The 16385-nt window shown below is 71.5% G+C and carries 13 protein-coding genes and 6 pseudogenes; 7 read left to right on the plus strand and 12 right to left on the minus strand.

What is annotated here, in order from left to right:
* Positions 1-441 (plus strand): annotated as a pseudogene (locus AB1285_RS18885) (NAD-dependent epimerase/dehydratase family protein); the annotation flags it as partial.
* Positions 442-443: 2 nt separating this feature from the next.
* Here the strand turns inward: AB1285_RS18885 and AB1285_RS18890 are convergent.
* The 5 genes and pseudogenes from AB1285_RS18890 to AB1285_RS18910 form a co-directional block, all read right to left on the minus strand.
* Positions 444-902 (minus strand): MFS transporter, encoded by a 459-nt coding sequence (locus AB1285_RS18890; RefSeq protein WP_429977643.1) that lies wholly within the window; start codon positions 900-902, stop codon positions 444-446.
* A 154-nt stretch (positions 903-1056) separates the two neighbouring features.
* Positions 1057-1668 (minus strand): annotated as a pseudogene (locus tag AB1285_RS18895) (MFS transporter); the annotation flags it as partial.
* A gap of 98 nt (positions 1669-1766) precedes the next feature.
* On the minus strand, positions 1767-2480 hold the full coding sequence (locus AB1285_RS18900; protein WP_429977644.1) for a ChbG/HpnK family deacetylase: 714 nt from the start codon (positions 2478-2480) through the stop codon (positions 1767-1769).
* A gap of 67 nt (positions 2481-2547) precedes the next feature.
* Positions 2548-2895: pseudogene (locus AB1285_RS18905) on the minus strand (hypothetical protein); the annotation flags it as partial.
* Entirely contained in the window at positions 2793-3602 is an 810-nt protein-coding gene (locus tag AB1285_RS18910; RefSeq protein ID WP_429977645.1) for an ROK family protein, read from the minus strand. The pseudogene AB1285_RS18905 and the gene AB1285_RS18910, both read right to left, overlap by 103 nt.
* Before the next feature lie 487 nt (positions 3603-4089).
* Here AB1285_RS18910 and AB1285_RS18915 point away from each other — a divergent pair, with 487 nt between their 5' ends.
* Complete coding sequence (locus AB1285_RS18915; protein WP_429977646.1) at positions 4090-4620, plus strand: GNAT family N-acetyltransferase; 531 nt, start codon at positions 4090-4092, stop codon at positions 4618-4620.
* 12 nt (positions 4621-4632) lie between these two features.
* On the opposite strand, the pseudogene AB1285_RS18920 reads toward AB1285_RS18915, so the two are convergent.
* Positions 4633-6064: pseudogene (locus AB1285_RS18920) on the minus strand (gamma-aminobutyraldehyde dehydrogenase).
* Between the two features lie 117 nt (positions 6065-6181).
* Here AB1285_RS18920 and AB1285_RS18925 point away from each other — a divergent pair.
* From AB1285_RS18925 to AB1285_RS18935, 3 genes are read left to right on the plus strand one after another with little or no spacing between them, the layout of a single operon-like run.
* Positions 6182-6649 (plus strand): Lrp/AsnC family transcriptional regulator, encoded by a 468-nt coding sequence (locus AB1285_RS18925; RefSeq protein WP_025105441.1) that lies wholly within the window; start codon positions 6182-6184, stop codon positions 6647-6649.
* A 26-nt stretch (positions 6650-6675) separates the two neighbouring features.
* The gene (locus tag AB1285_RS18930) at positions 6676-8079 is read left to right on the plus strand and encodes an NAD(P)/FAD-dependent oxidoreductase (RefSeq protein ID WP_259953362.1); all 1404 of its coding nucleotides are present in this window, start codon (positions 6676-6678) and stop codon (positions 8077-8079) included.
* On the plus strand, positions 8076-8426 hold the full coding sequence (locus AB1285_RS18935) for a cupin domain-containing protein (RefSeq protein WP_259953361.1): 351 nt from the start codon (positions 8076-8078) through the stop codon (positions 8424-8426). Before AB1285_RS18930 ends, AB1285_RS18935 begins: the two co-directional genes overlap by 4 nt.
* Positions 8427-8450: 24 nt before the next feature.
* On the opposite strand, the pseudogene AB1285_RS18940 reads toward AB1285_RS18935, so the two are convergent.
* The 5 genes and pseudogenes from AB1285_RS18940 to AB1285_RS18960 form a co-directional block, all read right to left on the minus strand.
* Positions 8451-9369, minus strand: a pseudogene (locus AB1285_RS18940) (DNA-methyltransferase).
* A gap of 77 nt (positions 9370-9446) precedes the next feature.
* Positions 9447-10496 (minus strand): lipoate--protein ligase family protein, encoded by a 1050-nt coding sequence (locus AB1285_RS18945; RefSeq protein ID WP_366236973.1) that lies wholly within the window; start codon positions 10494-10496, stop codon positions 9447-9449.
* A gap of 33 nt (positions 10497-10529) precedes the next feature.
* Positions 10530-11267: a DUF1684 domain-containing protein gene (locus tag AB1285_RS18950; RefSeq protein WP_370429035.1), complete on the minus strand. Its 738-nt coding sequence runs from the start codon at positions 11265-11267 to the stop codon at positions 10530-10532.
* Between the two features lie 926 nt (positions 11268-12193).
* The gene (locus AB1285_RS18955; protein ID WP_187662471.1) at positions 12194-13048 is read right to left on the minus strand and encodes an alpha/beta fold hydrolase; all 855 of its coding nucleotides are present in this window, start codon (positions 13046-13048) and stop codon (positions 12194-12196) included.
* A 9-nt stretch (positions 13049-13057) separates the two neighbouring features.
* The gene (locus tag AB1285_RS18960; protein WP_370429034.1) at positions 13058-13816 is read right to left on the minus strand and encodes a copper homeostasis protein CutC; all 759 of its coding nucleotides are present in this window, start codon (positions 13814-13816) and stop codon (positions 13058-13060) included.
* 71 nt (positions 13817-13887) lie between these two features.
* Here AB1285_RS18960 and AB1285_RS18965 point away from each other — a divergent pair, with 71 nt between their 5' ends.
* Together AB1285_RS18965 and AB1285_RS18970 are read left to right on the plus strand one after the other, a co-directional pair.
* The gene (locus tag AB1285_RS18965; protein WP_187662473.1) at positions 13888-14328 is read left to right on the plus strand and encodes a MarR family winged helix-turn-helix transcriptional regulator; all 441 of its coding nucleotides are present in this window, start codon (positions 13888-13890) and stop codon (positions 14326-14328) included.
* Positions 14329-14333: 5 nt separating this feature from the next.
* Positions 14334-15663: pseudogene (locus AB1285_RS18970) on the plus strand (MFS transporter).
* A 434-nt stretch (positions 15664-16097) separates the two neighbouring features.
* Here AB1285_RS18970 and AB1285_RS18975 read toward each other — a convergent pair.
* A partial coding sequence (locus tag AB1285_RS18975) for an aminotransferase class III-fold pyridoxal phosphate-dependent enzyme (RefSeq protein ID WP_429977647.1) occupies positions 16098-16385 on the minus strand: 288 nt, incomplete at its 5' end.

Genomic DNA, 16385 nt, shown 5'->3' on the forward strand with positions numbered 1-16385 from the left:
GGCCGACCCGACGGTCTACGACGTCAGCCGCACAACCTCTTCCCCATCGTCTTCGAGGCGCTGATCGAGGGCCGCACCCCGAAGATCTTCGGCGACGACTACGACACCCCTGACGGCACGAACGTGCGCGATTACGTGCACGTCGGCGACATCGCCGCCGCCCACGTCGCCGCAGCGCAGCGCCTGGCCTCCGGCGCACCGATCGAGCCCGCGTACAACCTCGGCTCCGGCGACGGCCTCAGCGTGAAGCAGATCATGGATGCGGTCGCCCGCGTCACCGGCATCGACTTCACCCCCGAGGTCGGCCCTCGCCGCCCCGGCGACCCGGATCGGATCGTGGCGACCGGCGAACTCGCGGCGCGCGACCTCGACTGGACCATGCGCTACACCGTCGACGAGATGGTGCGCACGGGCTGGGAGGCCCGCCGCGCCGCCGGCTGACCTCAGAGGTCGCGCGTGCGGATGGGGTAGAGCCAGAAGCACAGCCATCCGACCGCGGTGAAGCCCAGGGGGATGACCGCCAGCATCAGCCGGATGCCGCCGTCGACGGCCTCCAGCTGCGCGTCGCCGAGCCCGGCGTCGAAGCCCGTCGCGGTCAGCACAGCCGCGGCGACGATCGCCTGGAGGACCACGGAGCCGCGCACGACGAACCCGTTCACGCCGAAGTACGCACCCTCGCGACGGTGGCCCGTGCGATGCGCGTCGTCGTCGATGATCTGGGCGAGCACGACCTCGAGGAGCTGCAGCAGCCCGCCGACGCCGACGGCCGACCGCCCACCCCGACGAGAGCCGCCGCCCCCACCGACGTCGGGACCAGGTAGCCGAGCACCGCGACCCCGAACACCGCGACGCTCCACAGCAGCGCCGTGCGCGGGGAGGTGCGCCGGACCACCGCGCTCCACAGCACGATCGACGGGATGGCCGTGAGGAAGATGGCGCCGAGCAGGAGGCTGCCCTCGCCCTCGGCCGCCCCCAGCGAGTAGCGGACGTAGAACGGGACGCGGCGAGGATCACGGCGATCGAGGTCTGCACGCAGAGCGAGCCCAGCACGTACGGCACGAAGGCGCGGTTGCGGAACGTGTAGACGAGCTGGTCCCGCCAGCGCATGGCCTCGGAGGCGGCCTCGGGCACCCGGCGCTCGATCATCCCGCCGAGGAACGACCACACGAGCAGCACGAGACAGACGCCGGACAGCACGAGGGCCATCCCGGGCCAGCCGATCGCGTCGTAGAGCGCGGGGGCTCCTGCCGTGCCGAGCACCATGCCGAGGATCGCGAAGATCTGCCGCGGCACGTTCCCGCGGGCGCGCTCCTCCGTGGTGCGGAAGATCTCCGGGAACAGCGCCGAGATGTTCAGCACCACCACGACGAAGGCGATGTCGTAGACCGCGACGACCACGAGGAACCACACGATGAGCCCGGCCGCCGGGAGCGCGGGCGGCATCCAGACGAGGGCGAACGCGACGACGAGCGGCACGATGCCGAGCCCGATCCACGGGATGCGGCGGCCCCACGGCGTGCGGATCCGGTCGGAGAGCGCCCCGACGACAGGGTTGAGCGCCGCGTTGAGGATGCCGTGGGCGATCATCGCCGCCGCCACCCACCCCGCGGGGACGGCGAGGTGCGAGACGTAGAAGTACACGACGAACGCCGAGAACGTCTGCGTCATCAGCTGCGTCGGGAACCCGGAGGCTCCGAAGGCGATGGTCTGGGAGCGGGTGGGAGCGGCGTCGAGACGGCGGTCGCGCAGCCGTTCGCCGAGCGCCGTCACCGGGCGTCTCCCCGCTGCAGCTCCCGCAGCGCGCGCCAGCCGACGCGGACCAGACCCTCCTCGACGATCGTCTGCTGCACGAGCGGGTCGTCGAGCAGCCGCAGCTCGTAGCCGCGTTTGGCCGCCGCGAAGTCCACCGCGGCGCGCAGCTCCTCGCCGTCGGCCATCGGATGCAGGTAGATCTCGGTGACACCGGGCGGGACGGCGCGCAGCACCGCGAGGAACCCGTCTCGGACCTGCTCGTACGACTCCTCATCGGCGGTGCCCTCGCCGCGCAGCTCGAACGGGTGCGTCCAGAGCCGATCGACGATCTCCACGCCGAAGGCATCCGCCACCGCCGCCGCCTCGGTGAGCTTCGCCTGCAGCATCGGATCGGCGTCCGCTCCCTCCATCTCGCGGGGCAGGCGGAAGGGGAGGCCGTGCCGGGCGGCGAGGTCGAAGACGGCGCGCAGGAAGTCCCGGCCGGTCAGCAGCCCGTAGACGGAGCCCATGTGGTTGTCGAGGTGGGTCACGTCGACGCCGGCATCGAGCGCCGCCTGCAACTGCGCGGCTATCTCGGCGGCGACATCCTCCTCCGACGCGTGCTGCTCCACGGTCGCGACGTCGGCGGGGAAGAAGCCGTCGGCGTCGACGAGGGTCGACGAGCCCGCGGTGAGCGGACGCCACCGGTATCGGCGCCACTCGCTCGTGAGGACGAGGTGCACGCCCACGTCGAGGTCCGGGTGCGCGGCGGCGAAGGCGAGTGCTTCCGGGGGACCAGGCGCAGGGCACCATCACCGTCGCCGAGTCGATCCGCTCGCGGAGGAGGAGTCCGGAGATCGCCGCGTTCGCGGCATGGCACATCCCGAAGTCGTCGGCGTTGAGGATGACCGCCCTGGCACCGGACGGCAGCCCGAGTCGGTCGGCGAGAGCGGAGGAGGCGGTCATGGCGTGTCCTGTCGGGCGGTCAGCGGCCGGTGGCGGGTGCGCGGGAGGGTGTGAGGATCCGGGTGAAGACGTCGGCGCGGAGCGCGGAGGCCGCCTCACCCACAGCTCCGACGAGCGGCGCCTCCGGACCGAACGCCGAGGCGAGGAAACGGAGCGGCAGCTGCGCGGCGAACTCGTCCGCGACCCGCTCGATCGCATCCAGGAGCGCCGGGTGCACCGCCTCCCCCGCCGAGGATGAAGGCCTCGGGATCGAGCACGAGGGCGACGCTGCCCGCCGCGAGGAAGAGCCGTCGTCCGATCTCCGCGACGAGGGCCTGCGCCGCCTCGTCTCCGCGTTGCGCCGCCTCCAGGTGGGCGAGGAAAGGCGCGTCGACATCCAGTCCGAGCCCGAGGGCGAGGTCGCGCACCACCGCGGCGCCCGCGACCGGGGCGCCGATGGGCACCGGCGTCTGCGGGAGGTACATCACCTCGCCCGCCACTCCCGAGAACCCGCGATGCAGCGCCCCGTCGATCACGATGCCGGCGCCGAGGTCGTCGTCGAGCAGCAGCAGCGCGAAACTCGCGAGGTCGATGCCGACGCCGGTGGTCGACTCGGCGAGCGCGGCGAGGTTGACGTCGTTCTCGACGCGGACCGGGCAGTCGAGGGCTGCCGCGAGAGCCGAGCGGAAGGCGCCGCCGTCCGGTCCCTGGTCGTCGCGGATCGCACCGTCCGACGCGACGATGCCGGGCACTCCGACGACGGCGAGGTGGAGCGCGCCCTTCACGGATCGGCGGCAGGCCGCGACGAGGGCGGCGATGTGCGCGACCCGGTCCTCGCCCGCGGGGAAGGCGCCGTGCCGTTCGGCTCTGATGGTGCCGGTCGCGTCGACGAGGACGACGTGGGCGGCGTGATGGTCCACGTGCACGGCCGCCGCGACCCCCGAGGGCGGGGTGCAGAGCGACCCGCCCGCCGCCGGTCCGCGGGTGTCGCGGTCGACCCCCGGCCGCAGTGACGGCTCCCGCGGCGTCGAGCATCCGCAGTACCTGGGTCACGGCCGTGCGGGAGAGGCCGGTCGCCGCCATGAGCTCGGCCCTGGTCTGCGGTCCGCTCCGGGCGAGGCGCTCGAGGATCGCGCGGCCGTTGAGCGTGCGGAGCAGGGTCTGCGGTCCTGCGAGGGGTCGTGACATGCGGCGGAACCTCTGGGGGGTCGATTCTCGTGCGGAGTCGGTGCCCGCCAGCCTGCCACATCGCGTCGCACCCGTCGACCCGTCCTTCCCGGCTGCGTCGCCTGCACGACCCGGGCACGGCCGCCACGACAGAACCCGGGATTCCTCCCCACAGACGCACCCGTGTCGTGCAGGTGTGACCGGGGAACCCGGAAGGACGTCGGCGGGCCCGCATAGGGTGGAGGGATGACGCCCCTGGTGATCCGAGACGCCGTCGCCGACGATGCCGAGGCCGTGGCCGGAGTGCACGTGCGGTCGTGGCAGGCGGCCTACGAGGGCCTCATCGACCAGGAGGTGCTGGACGGGCTGTCCCGTCTCGGAACGGGCCGACGGGTGGCGCCGCATCTTCGCCGATCCGTTGCCCACGAGCCTCGGAACCCTGGTCGCGGAGCGCGACGGCACCGTCGTCGGCTGGGCGTCGTTCGGCTCTGGTCGCGACCCCCCGACGGCTTGGACGATGCCGAGCTGTACGGCATCTACGCCGACCCGACCGCGTGGTCGACGGGGGCGGGGCATGCCCTCCTCGACGCCGCCGAGCAGCGCATGATCGATGCCGGCCACACCCGCGCCTACCTCTGGGTCCTCGACGGCAACGACCGCGCCGACGGCTTCTACGCCCGGCACGGGTGGGAGCTCGACGGGGCCACGAAGATCGATCAGCGCCCGCAGTTCACGCTCCGGGAGCACCGCCGCGTCAAGCTCCTCGCCCTGCGCTGAACGACCGCCGCGTCAGTCGAGCGCGCTCATCACGTGCTTGATCCGGGTGTAGTCGTCGAAGCCGTACTGCGACAGGTCCTTCCCGTATCCGGAGTGCTTGAACCCGCCGTGCGGCATGTCCGACACGAACGGGATGTGGGTGTTGATCCAGACGCAGCCGAAGTCCAAGTCGCGGGAGAAGCGCATGGCCCTGGTGTGCTCCCGCGTCCACACCGAGGCGGCGAGCGCGTACGGCACGTCGTTCGCCATCGTGAGCGCCTCCTCCTCGGTATCGAAGGGCTGCACGGTGAGCACGGGTCCGAAGATCTCGCCCTGCACGACCTCGTCGTCCTGCTGCACGCCGGTCACGATGGTCGCCTCCCAGAAGTAACCGCGGTCGCCCTGCCGCCTCCCACCGGTGGCGATGGTCGCGTGCGCCGCAAGCCGGTCGATGAAGCCCTGCACCTGAGCGAGTTGGGCCGCGCTGCTCAGCGGTCCGTACAGCACGCCCTCTTCGTCCGGCACCCCGGTCCGCGCGTGCGTGCGGGTCCGCTCCACCAGTGCGGCGACGAGCTCGTCGTGCATCGACGCGTGCACGAGCACCCGGGTCGCCGCGGTGCAGTCCTGACCCGCGTTGAAGAAGGCCCCGGTGACGATGCCCTCGACCGCCTTCTCGATCGACGCGTCCGGGAAGACGATCGCGGGCGCCTTGCCGCCGAGCTCCAGGTGCACGCGCTTGACGTCGTCGGCCGCGTGAGCGGGCCACGGCCATCCCCGCCCGCACCGAGCCGGTGATCGCCACCATCTGCGGTGTCGGATGCTCGACGAGGGCCGCTCCGGTCTCGCGGTCGCCGAGCACGACGTTGAGGGTGCCCGCGGGGGTGTGCGCGGCGACGATCTCCGCGAGCAGCAGCGTGGTGAGCGGCGTGGACTCGGCCGGCTTCAGCACGACGGTGTTGCCGGCGGCGAGCGCGGGAGCGATCTTCCACACCGCCATGTTCAGGGGGTAGTTCCACGGCGTCACCTGCCCGATCACGCCGATCGGCTCCCGGCGCACGAAGGAGGTGTGCCCGGGGAGGTACTCCGCGGCGGCTCGACCCTCGAGGCTCCGCGCGGCCCCGGCGAAGAACCGCAGCTGGTCCACCGACTGCAGGATCTCGTCGGCGACGAGCGTCGCCCGCGGCTTGCCGGTGTCCTTCGACTCGAGGTCGGCGAACTCCTCGGCCCGCGCGGCCATGTCCTCGGCGATGCGGAACAGGGCGAGTTGGCGCGCAGACGGCGGGGTGTCCCGCCAGGTCGGGAACGCCGCCGCGGCCGCGGCATACGCGGCATCCACGTCGGTGCGGTCGGAGATCGGGATCTCGCCGTAGGCTTCCTCCGTCACCGGATCGATGAGCGGCAGGCGCCCGCTCCCCGATGCGGTGACGGCGCGACCGCCGATGAAGTTCTGCAGGGGCACGGTCATCGTCGACGGTGAGGACATAGCGCCATGGTAGCCATCCGAGCGCGGAATCTGTAGCTTTTCGTCCACAGATCGACGGAATCAGTTGCGCAGGGCGGGTCAGAATGTCACGATCGGTACATGAGTCCGAAGACGCCTCCCCCCGCCCTCGACGACATCTCGAAGCGCATCGTCGAGTTGCTGCAGGAGGACGGGCGGCGTCCCTATGCGGAGATCGCCCGCGAAGTAGGGCTCAGCGAGGCCGCGGCCCGCCAGCGCGTGCAGCGCCTGACCGAATCGGGTCTGATCCAGATCGTCGCCGTGACCGACCCGCTGCAGCTCGGCTTCCACCGCATGTCGATGATCGGGATCCGGGTGTCCGGCGACCCCCGCGCGATCGCGGAGGAGCTCACGGCGATCCCCGAGCTGGCGTACGTCGTCGTCACCCTCGGGACGTTCGACATCCTCGTCGAGGCGGTGTGCGAGGACGACGACCATCTGCTCGACCTCATCGCCACCCGCATCCGCACCATCCCCGGCATCATCCAGACGGAGAGCCTGCTCTACGCCGGCCTCTACAAAGACCTCTACAACTGGGGAACGCGCTGACGCGCTCCCCTCGCATCGGAGTGAACATGGGCACCACGGTCTTCGAACGCCGTCGTCCTTCGCAGTCCGTCGTCGACGACGCCCTGCGCGACACGGCCCTGTCGGTCTTCTGGCTCGACGACGTCGAGCGGCCCGCGCATCCGCCGCTGCGCGGCACCGTGCACACGGACCTCGTGGTCGTCGGCGGCGGCTACACCGGGCTCTGGACGGCCGTGCGCGCGAAGGAGCGGGATCCGGAGCGGAAGGTGGTCCTCCTGGAGGCATCCCGCGTGGCCTGGGCGGCATCCGGGCGCAACGGCGGCTTCTGCGAGTCCAGCCTCACGCACGGCCACGAGAACGGCGTGAACCGCTGGCCCGAGGAGATCGACCGCCTCGAGGAGCTGGGCCACGAGAACCTCGACGGCATCGCCGAGACCGTGCGGCGGTACGACATGGATGCCGAGTTCGAGCGGACGGGCCAGCTCGCGGTCGCCGTGGAGCCGCATCAGGTCGAGTGGCTGCGCGAGGAGGAGGGCTTCCTCGACCGCGAGGCGGTGCAGGCGGAAGTGCATTCCCCCACGTTCCTCGCCGGCGCCTGGGATCGGGAGGGCAGCGCTCTCGTGCACCCGGCGAAGCTGGGCCTGGAGCTCGCACGGGTGGCCGTCGAGCTCGGCGTGGAGATCCACGAGCACAGCCTCGTCCGGCGGATCGAGGGCGCGGACTCCGGTCCGGTGACCCTCGTCACGGAGCACGGCCGGGTGACCGCCGACGCGGTGGCGCTCGCGACGAACGTGTTCCCCTCGCTCCTGAAGCGCAACCGCCTCATGACGGTCCCGGTGTACGACTACGTGCTGATGACGGAGCCGCTCTCGGCCGAGCAGCTCGCGTCCATCGGCTGGCGGAACCGTCAGGGGCTCGCCGACAGCGCCAACCAGTTCCACTACTACCGGCTCACCGCCGACGACCGGATCCTGTTCGGCGGCTACGACGCGGTGTACCACTTCGGCGGCAAGGTGCGCCCCGCGTACGAGGACCGGATGGAGAGCCACCGGCGCCTGGCCTCGCACTTCTTCACCACCTTCCCGCAGCTCGCCGGCCTCCGCTTCACGCACCGCTGGGCCGGAGCCATCGACTCCTCCAGCCGATTCTGCGCATTCTTCGGCACCGCCCGCGGCGGTCGGGTCGCCTACGCCACGGGGTTCACCGGACTCGGGGTCGGGGCCGCCCGGTTCGCGGCCGATGTCATGCTCGACAAGCTCGACGGCGAGGAGACCGAACGCACGCAGCTGCGGATGGTGCGCGAGAAGCCGATCCCGTTCCCGCCGGAGCCCGCCGCGTCCGTCGGCATCAACCTCGTCCGCGCCGCGATGGACAGGGCCGACCACAACGAGGGGCGCCGCAACCTGTTCCTGAAGACGCTCGACGCCCTCGGCATGGGCTTCGACTCGTGACCACGCTCACCCCAGGAGCCGTCGTCGACGCGGGGAACCTCGCGCTGACGCACGCCCCGCTGCCCGACGAGGACGTCCGCGACGGCGCACCGACCACGGCCTACACGGTGCTCGACGATGCCGGCGGGATCGAGATCGGCGTCTGGGAGATGACGCCGGGCACGGCGGTGGACGTCGAGGAGGACGAGGTGTTCGTCGTGCTCTCCGGTCGCGCGACCGTGGCGTTCACCGCACCCGCGCTCCCGCCCGTGGGACTCGGCCCAGGGTCAGTGATGCGGCTCACGGCCGGCATGCGGACGGTCTGGACCGTGAACGCGACCCTGCGGAAGGTCTCGATCGGGATCTGACGGCTCGTGCCGAGCGCGTCCCACTCAGGCCCGGCGGACCTCCGCGTGCGGGATGCGTGCGGCCATGACCCGCACCGCTTCCGGGTTGTCGTCCACGAGCACCGCCTCCCGACCGAGTGCGGAGGCCACCGCTCCGGTCGTGCCGCTGCCGGCGAAGAGGTCGAGCACCCGATCGCCCGGTCGGCTGGACGCGGTCACGATGCGCCGGAGGATGCCCTCGGGCTTCTGCGTCGGATAGCCCGTCTTCTCCCGTCCGGTCGTCGGGACGATCGTGTGCCACCAGACGTCGGTCGGGAGCTTGCCTCGTGCCGCCTTCTCCGCGGTCACCAGCCCCGGAGCCATGTACGGCTCCCGGTCGACGTCGTCGGAGTTGAACACGTACGTCCGCGGGTTCTTCACGTACACCAGGATCGTGTCGTGCTTGGTGGGCCACCGCCGCCGGGATTTCGCGCCGTAGTCGTACGCCCAGATGAGCTCGTTGAGGAAGCAGTCCCGGCCGAACACCGCGTCGAGCATGACCTTCGCGTAGTGCGCCTCGCGGTAGTCGAGGTGCAGGTAGAGGGTGCCGTCGTCGGCGAGCAGCCGCCAGGCCTCCTCCAGCCGCGGCATGAGGAAGGCGCCGTAGTCGTCGAAGCTGTCGTCGTACGCGCGCAGCATGCCGCGCACACCGCTCGTACCGGTGTCCGTGGAAGCCGTGCCGCACCTCCGGCCCGCCGACTGCGTGTTCAGAACTCAGGAGATCCGACGCGGTTTCGGCCGGTTGGGGGCTGCCCCCGTCCGGATCCGCCGATTCTTCCGGAGTTGTGAACGTGCGGCGGGCGGTGACCACCTGCCGCTCCCGCACTCTTCCGGTGTTGAACGGCGGGTCGAGGTAGACGAGCGTGAAGGACCCGGACGGCAGGGTCGCCGCGACGGCGAGGTTGTCCCCCTCGATCACCGACACCCGCCCCGGGACCTGGACCCCTGAGCCTGCACCCTGGGTCCCTGAGCCTGTCGAAGGGCCTGAGCCTGTCGAAGGGCTCACGGAACCCGATGCAGCCACGCGTCGGTCGAGAACTTCGACTCCACCAGAGCCTGCGCATCGGCGTACTCGTCCGGCGTGATGCCGCCCTCCTCGGCGGAGGTGAGCGAGCGGAACGTGTCCTTGAAGCGCTCGATGATCTCGGCGCGTTCCAGTCCGGTCTGGCTGCGCAGCGGGTCGACGCGCTTGGCGGCCGAGGTCGTGCCCTTGTCGCTGAGCTTCTCGCGGCCGATCCGCAGCACCTCGGTCATCATCTGGCCGTCGATGTCGTAGGAGAGGGTGGCGTGGTGCAGCACACCTCCGTTCGCGAGGCGCTTCTGCGCGGCGCCGCCGATCTTGCCGGTCGGGCTCGCGATGTCGTTGAGCGGCTGGTAGACGGCGTCGATGCCGAGCGAACGGAGCGCCTGCAGCACCCAGTCGTCGAGGAACGCGTAGGAGTCGGCGAAGGTCATGCCCGCGACGAGCGAGGCCGGCACGTAGAGCGAGTAGGTGATGATCTGCCCCGCGGCCATGAGCATCGCTCCGCCTCCGGAGATCCGGCGGACGACGTCGAAGCCGTGCTTCGCAGCGCCCTCGGGGTCGACCTCATTGCGATACGACTGGAACGACCCGATGACGACGGCCGACTCGTCCCACTCCCAGATGCGCAGCGTCGGACGCCGACGCCCCTCGCCGACGCGGGAGGTGAGCACCTCGTCCAGGGCGAGGTTCATGCGCGGCGAGACCGCCTTCTCGTGGACGATCTCCCAGTCGAAGTCGCCCCAGCCGGGCGCCGTGACGAGCGCGCGGCGGACGGCGGTGCCGACCGCCTCGGGGGTGAAGCCGAGCAGCTGGGCCCCCTCGGGGAGGGCGCCGCGGACGGCCGCGGCGATGGCCGTGGCGTCGGACTCGACGGGGAGACCCTCGACAGCGGCGTTGATGTCGTCGAGCGCGGAGTCCGGTTCGAGGAAGAAGTCCCCGGCGAGCCGGAACCGCGCGATCCGGTCGTTCTCGACCTCGAGGTCGACGACGACGAGCTTGCCCCCAGGAACCTTGTATTCACCGTGCACGGATCCAGCTTAAGGCGCGCACTGCCCCCGTGGTCAGCCGCCGAGCACGACCACGCGCTCCCCTGCCCTGATCGGCGTGGAGTAGCGGTTGCCGGGCGTCGGCAGGGGGCAGACGAACTGGTCGGAGAACGCACAGGGCGGCAGGTAGGCGCGGTTGAAGTCGAGCACGGCGGAGCCGTCGGCGGCGGGTTCGTCGACGGGGAGGAACCGGAACCGGTACGTCTCCAGCCCGTTCGTCCCGTCGGCGAAGACCGCGCTCAGCGCTCCGCTCCCACTGCGGGTGACGGTGAGCTCGTGCGGGGTGCCGGCGAGTTCGAACCGCAGGCGTCCGGCGATCGCGGTCTCGCGCTCCTCACCGTCGACCGAGGTGACGACGATCCGCTCGTCTGGCGCGGGTTCGAACGTCGCGGGGAGCCGCCAGCGCTCGTCCGGGGCGTAGGCGTCGATCGCCGTGAACCACTCCCGCTGCGGACGGGCCGGATTCCAGACGCGGAGGGCCAGCAGCCCGTTGCGATCGAATACCCGCAACTCCCGCCGCCCGAGGCGCAGGGTCTGGGCGCCGCGGAGGGTGACGACCGACCCCGACGGTCCGAGTTCGCTGCCGCGGATGCCGCCGTCGCCGGTGAGGGCCCAGAGTCCGGGGACGCCGTCGACCGCTGCGGGTTCGGTGATGAGCCAGTTCGTCGACTCCAGCGCGGACGGCCCGTACTCCGACCCCGCATAGCGTTCACGCGCCGCATGCCACTCATGCCAGTCCGTCAGGAAGCTCATCGCCGCGGGCCCTCCCCTCGCTCGTGCGGATGTGCCCCGAATCTAGGGCTGCCCCCACCTCCCGTGGCCTCCCTCCGTCACACGCCTTCACCGCGCGTCATCCCGCGTCACACTCCCCCGCGGTCCCCGCGCACCTCCCGCGGGATCAAACCCGTCCCTCGTCGCACCTTTCCCCGCCCGTTCCTGATCCCGCCACCCGTGCGCAGCCGCCGCGCACATCCCGCGGGATCAAAACCGTCCCCCAGCGCACCCTCCCCCCGCCCGCTACTGATCCCGCCACCCGTGCGCAGCCCCCGCGCACATCCCGCGGGATCGAAATCGTCCCCCAGCGTGCCCTCCCCCGCCCGTTCCTGATCCCGCCACCCGTGCGCAGCCCCCGCGCACATCCCGCGGGATCGAAATCGTCCCCCATCGCACCCTCCCCCGCCCGTTTCTGATCCCGCCACCCGGGTCGTCCGCGGCGCGACGGAAGCCGAAGATCCTCCGCGCCTCCGCGCCCCCTATTCGCGGGGCGCGGGTGATTCCCCACTGCCACCGGCGCGCGAATCACCGTGCGTGTTCGAAAAGGCTCCCCCGAGGTCCGTCCCGGGCACGAAAGTGATCCCGCGGCAGTGGCGGGAGGCACAACATTGATCCCGCGGGATGTCCGGAGGCTCGAAGGTGATCTCGCGGGCGGTGACGGGAGGCGCGGCGTTGATCCCGACAGGTCATCGTGGACGCGGACTCACCGGCGCACCCACGCACAGTGCGTGTTCGAAAACGTTCCGCTGGGGCCTGTGCCACGCGCGAAAATGATCCCGCGGGGCCGGGGGAAGGGGCGAAAGTGATCCCGGACCGTAAAGGGACCGGGACGGACCGGGACGGAACGGGACTGAACAGGCCGGGGAAGGGCCGGACTGGGATCGGACCCGAACCCGGGACGGGAGTCAGCGGGCGGGGATGTGGGCGTCGAGCCAGGCGAGGACGTCGGCGCGCACCTCGTCCTGCTGCAGCTCCTGGAAGATCTCGTGCCGGGCGTCGGGGTAGACGAGGGTCGTGACGTCGGTGAGTCCGGAGCGGCGCCGGTACTGGTCGGCGAGCTTGTGGACGCTGCGGGGACCGCCGACCGGATCGTCACGGCCGACGAGGAGGAGCATCGGGAGGTCGCGCGCGAGGTGCGTCGCCGGACGCCCGTACAGTCGCGCCGCGTCGAGCAGACCGAAGAGCTTGAGCAGAGGCACCCCCGTCGTGAGCGGGTCCTCCTCGAAGGCCTTCCACACCGCGGGGTCGCGGCTCAGCCACTCGTATCCGGTCGCGTCGTCCGCGGCCCACGCGGCGTTCAGCGGCGCCGGGTTCAGGGAGCGGGGCGTGCGCAGCGCCGAACCCGACAAGATCACCGCATCGAAGGCCTCGGCGTGCTCGTTCACCAGCATCTGCGCGAGGAACGACCCCCACGAGTGCCCGAGGAGCACGAGCGGAAGGTCCGGGTTCTCGTCGCGGATGATGCCGGTCAGCTGCCAGATCGCATCCTTGGCCGCCCGGAGACCTCCGGGCCCGAGCCGTCCGAGCCGGGCCGGATCGCCGTGCTGGCGCATGCCGGTGCGCCCGTGCCCACGGTGGTCGTCCGCGTAGACGGTGAACCCGGCTCCGGTGAGCGCGGCGATCAGCGCCGGATACCGTCCTGCGTGCTCGCCCACCCCGTGCAGGAGCTGGACGACGCCGCGGGGCGTGCCCTCCGCGGGGTGGACGTCGTAGACGATGGCGATGCCGTGGCTGTCGGTGTACTCGCGGGTCTCGGTCATGGGTCGGCCCTACCGGTCGGTTCCCTCGACGGCGTCGCGGATCGCGTCCCGGATCGCGAAGGCGATGTCGCGGTCCGTCACCTCGTAGCCGCCGACCCCGTCGGAGGCGGAGCCCATGCGCACGCCGCCGTCCTCGGTCACCGCCCGCTTCGCGGAGAAGTGGAGGGCGTCGACGCCGGCCGCGGCGAGCACCGGAGCGCTCGCGACGTCGACGCCGCTGCCGGCCATGACCTCGATCTGCCCCTCGGCCGCGGCGACGAGCGCGCGCAGCGTGTCGATGCCATCGATCGCGGCCGAGGCTCCTCCGGACGTGAGCACGCGCCGGAGCCCGAGCTCGCGCGCGGAGCGCAGGGTCGCCACCGGGTCGGCGGTCACGTCGATAGCCCGGTGCAGCGTCGCCGGAGCTCCCCCGGCCGCATTCCGCAGCCGCGCCATGGCATCGTGGTCGAGCCGCCCCTGGGCGTCGAGCGCGCCGATCACGACGCCGGCCGCGCCTGCGGCGACCGCGTGCCGCACGTCGCGTTCGGCGACGGCCAGCTCGTCGGCGCTGTAGTGGAAGCCGCCGGCGCGCGGACGGATGAGGACGTGCACCTCGGGGCCGTTCGCCCCCGCGGCTTCGAGCGCGAGCTCCAGGGTGGCCGGCGACGGGGTGAGCCCACCCAGGGCGAGGGCCGTGGCGAGCTCGACGCGGGCGGCGCCGACCTCGGCGGCGATGCGCACTCCGGCGGGGTCCTGGACGGCGATTTCGAGAGCGATCGTTCGGGTCACCCCTCCATTGTGCCCGCTGGCCTCGGCTCCTCCCGCCCCCGCGACGGAAATATTAGATAGACTAACTAAGTATGTCTGCGTCCGATGATTCCCTGCACCTCACCGCCACAGACCTGCGCATGGCCACGTTCCGGCTCGCCCGCCGACTGCGCTGCGCCCGCGCCGCCGACATGATGAGCGACACGCAGCTCGCCGTTCTCGCCGAGCTGCGCATGAACGGCCGGCGCACGATCTCCACCCTCGCCGAGCGCGAGCGCGTGACCGCCCCCTCGATGACGAGCATCGTGAACGGCCTGGAGGAGCAGGGCTTCGTCGCCCGCACCCCGGACGAGGACGACCGCCGCCGCGTGCAGGTGGACATCACCGCCGCCGGCGTCGAGGTCGTCGTCGAGACCATCCGCCGCCGTGACGTGCTGCTGGCCGACATGCTCCGCGAGGTCGACTACACCGAGGAGGAACTGACGACGCTGCGAGAAGCGAGCGCCCTGATGCGGAGGGTGGTGGAGCGATGAGCGCCATGTTCCGTTCCTTCGCGAACATCAACTACCGGATCTGGTTCGCCGGCGCCCTCGTGTCGAACGTCGGCGGATGGATGCAGGCCACAGCCCAGACTGGGTCGTGCTGACCGAGCTCACCGACAACGACGCGACCGCGATGGGCGTCACCATGGCACTGCAGTTCGGCCCACCGCTGGTGCTGGTGAGCCTGACCGGCTGGGTCGCTGATCGCTTCGATCGGCGGAAGATCCTGCTGACCACGCAGACCGCGCTGCTCGGCCTCGCGATCGCGGTCGGATCCCTGCTGCTGGCCGGCGTCATGACCCTGCCGATGATGCTCGCGTTCGCCCTCGGTTTCGGCATCGTCAACGCGTTCGACGCACCCGCCCGGCAGGCCTTCGTGTCGGACATGGTGTCCGCCACGGAGACCTCCAACGCCGTGGCCCTCAACTCCGCCTCCTTCAACCTCGCCCGTATGATCGGCCCCGCGTCGGCGGTCTGCTCATCGTCGCGATCGGCTCCGGTTGGGTGTTCATCGTCAACGCCGCGACCTTCCTCGCCATGATCGTCGCGCTGATGCTCATGCGCACGCACCTGCTGGCACCACGGCCGAAGAACCGCAGCCGCGGCGGCCTCGCGGAGGGCTTCCGGTACGTCTGGGCGCGCAGCGACCTCAAGGTCGTGTTCGTGACGGTGTTCCTCATCGGCGCGTTCGGCATGAACTTCCCGATCTTCGCCTCGACCATGGCGCTGGAGTTCGGAGCCGGCGCCGACGGGTACGGGGTGCTGAGCTCGGTGCTCGCTATCGGCTCCCTGATCGGCGCCCTCCTCGCCGCACGGCGGGACCGTGCGAGGGTGCGCGTGGTGATCCTCGCGGCGGGCGGCTTCGGGATCGCGGCCTTCGTCTCGGCCGCGATGCCCACCTACCTCTCCTACGCGGTCACGCTCACGTTCACCGGCTTCATGATCGTGACGCTGCTGACCACGGCCAACGGCTACGTGCAGATCACGACGGATCCGGCGCTCCGCGGCCGCGTCCTCGCCCTCTACATGGCCGTGATCATGGGGTCGACCCCGGTCGGCGCACCGATCGCGGGCTGGGTGGCGGACACGTTCGGTCCCCGCGCCGCCATCATGCTCGGCGGGACGGCCGGCTTCATCGCGTGCGCGATCGGGGTGACGTGGGTGCTGATGTCGGGGAGGCTGCGCCGCGAGGAGAGCAGCCGCTTCCGCTTGACCCTCGACGAGACGCGCCCGCTGCGCGTCGTGCAGCCGGTCGAGCCGGTGGACTACACGGAGAAGGCCGCGGCGACGACGCCCATCCGGCTTCCTCGACGCGACGACGAGTGAGCTGCGGGCGCGTTTGTCAACGCCTTCCTCATCACGGCCCGGCGGTCGTAGCGTCGTGTCATGGACGAGAACATGAGCACCCCGCACCCCGCAGGATCCGGCCGAAGGCGCTCCGGCGTCGACGTCCCTGACGAGAACTCCGGCCAGGGCGACGGCACCGGCGGCGCGATCCAGGGCGACAGCTCCCGCGGCGAGTCGACCGGCGGCGCCATCCAGGGCAGTTCCGGCCCCGGCCACGACGCGCCGCTGGGCGGCGACGAGAACACCGAGACGAGCTCGCGGCCGACAACGCCGCCGAGGAGGACACCCTCCGCACGCTCGACCCCGACTCCCCGCCGGCCTGAGCCGTCGACCCACCCCTTTCGAGACGAGCCACCCCCTTGCGAACGTTCGCAAGGGGGTGGGTCGTGCAGAAGGGGGTGGGTCGGCCGCGGTCAGGCGTCGAGCACCACCTTGAGCTGCTCGACGGCCCAGTCGAGCTCGGTCGCCCGGATGACGAGCGGGGGCGCGATGCGGATGGTCTGCCCGTGCGTGTCCTTCACGAGCACACCCCGGTCGAGCAGCTTCTCCGCGATCTCTCGGCCCGAACCGATCGCGGGGTCGATGTCGACGCCCGCCCACAGCCCGGCGATGCGCACGCCCGTGACACCGTGGCCGATCAGCGGCTGCAGCGCCTGCTCCAGGTGTGCGCCGAGTGCCCGCGCACGCTCCTGGAACTCGCC

It is taken from the genome of Microbacterium sp. NRRL B-14842 (genome assembly GCF_050470785.1).

Bases quoted from the DNA above. Each gene is read 5' to 3' on its own strand.
- AB1285_RS18915 (WP_429977646.1), top strand. From the start codon at position 4,090: ATGACGCCCCTGGTGATCCGAGACGCCGTCGCCGACGATGCCGAGGCC.
- AB1285_RS18925 (WP_025105441.1), top strand. From the start codon at position 6,182: ATGAGTCCGAAGACGCCTCCCCCCGCCCTCGACGACATCTCGAAGCGC.
- AB1285_RS18930 (WP_259953362.1), top strand. From the start codon at position 6,676: ATGGGCACCACGGTCTTCGAACGCCGTCGTCCTTCGCAGTCCGTCGTC.
- AB1285_RS18950 (WP_370429035.1), bottom strand. From the start codon at position 11,267: ATGAGCTTCCTGACGGACTGGCATGAGTGGCATGCGGCGCGTGAACGC.
- AB1285_RS18955 (WP_187662471.1), bottom strand. From the start codon at position 13,048: ATGACCGAGACCCGCGAGTACACCGACAGCCACGGCATCGCCATCGTC.
- AB1285_RS18965 (WP_187662473.1), top strand. From the start codon at position 13,888: ATGTCTGCGTCCGATGATTCCCTGCACCTCACCGCCACAGACCTGCGC.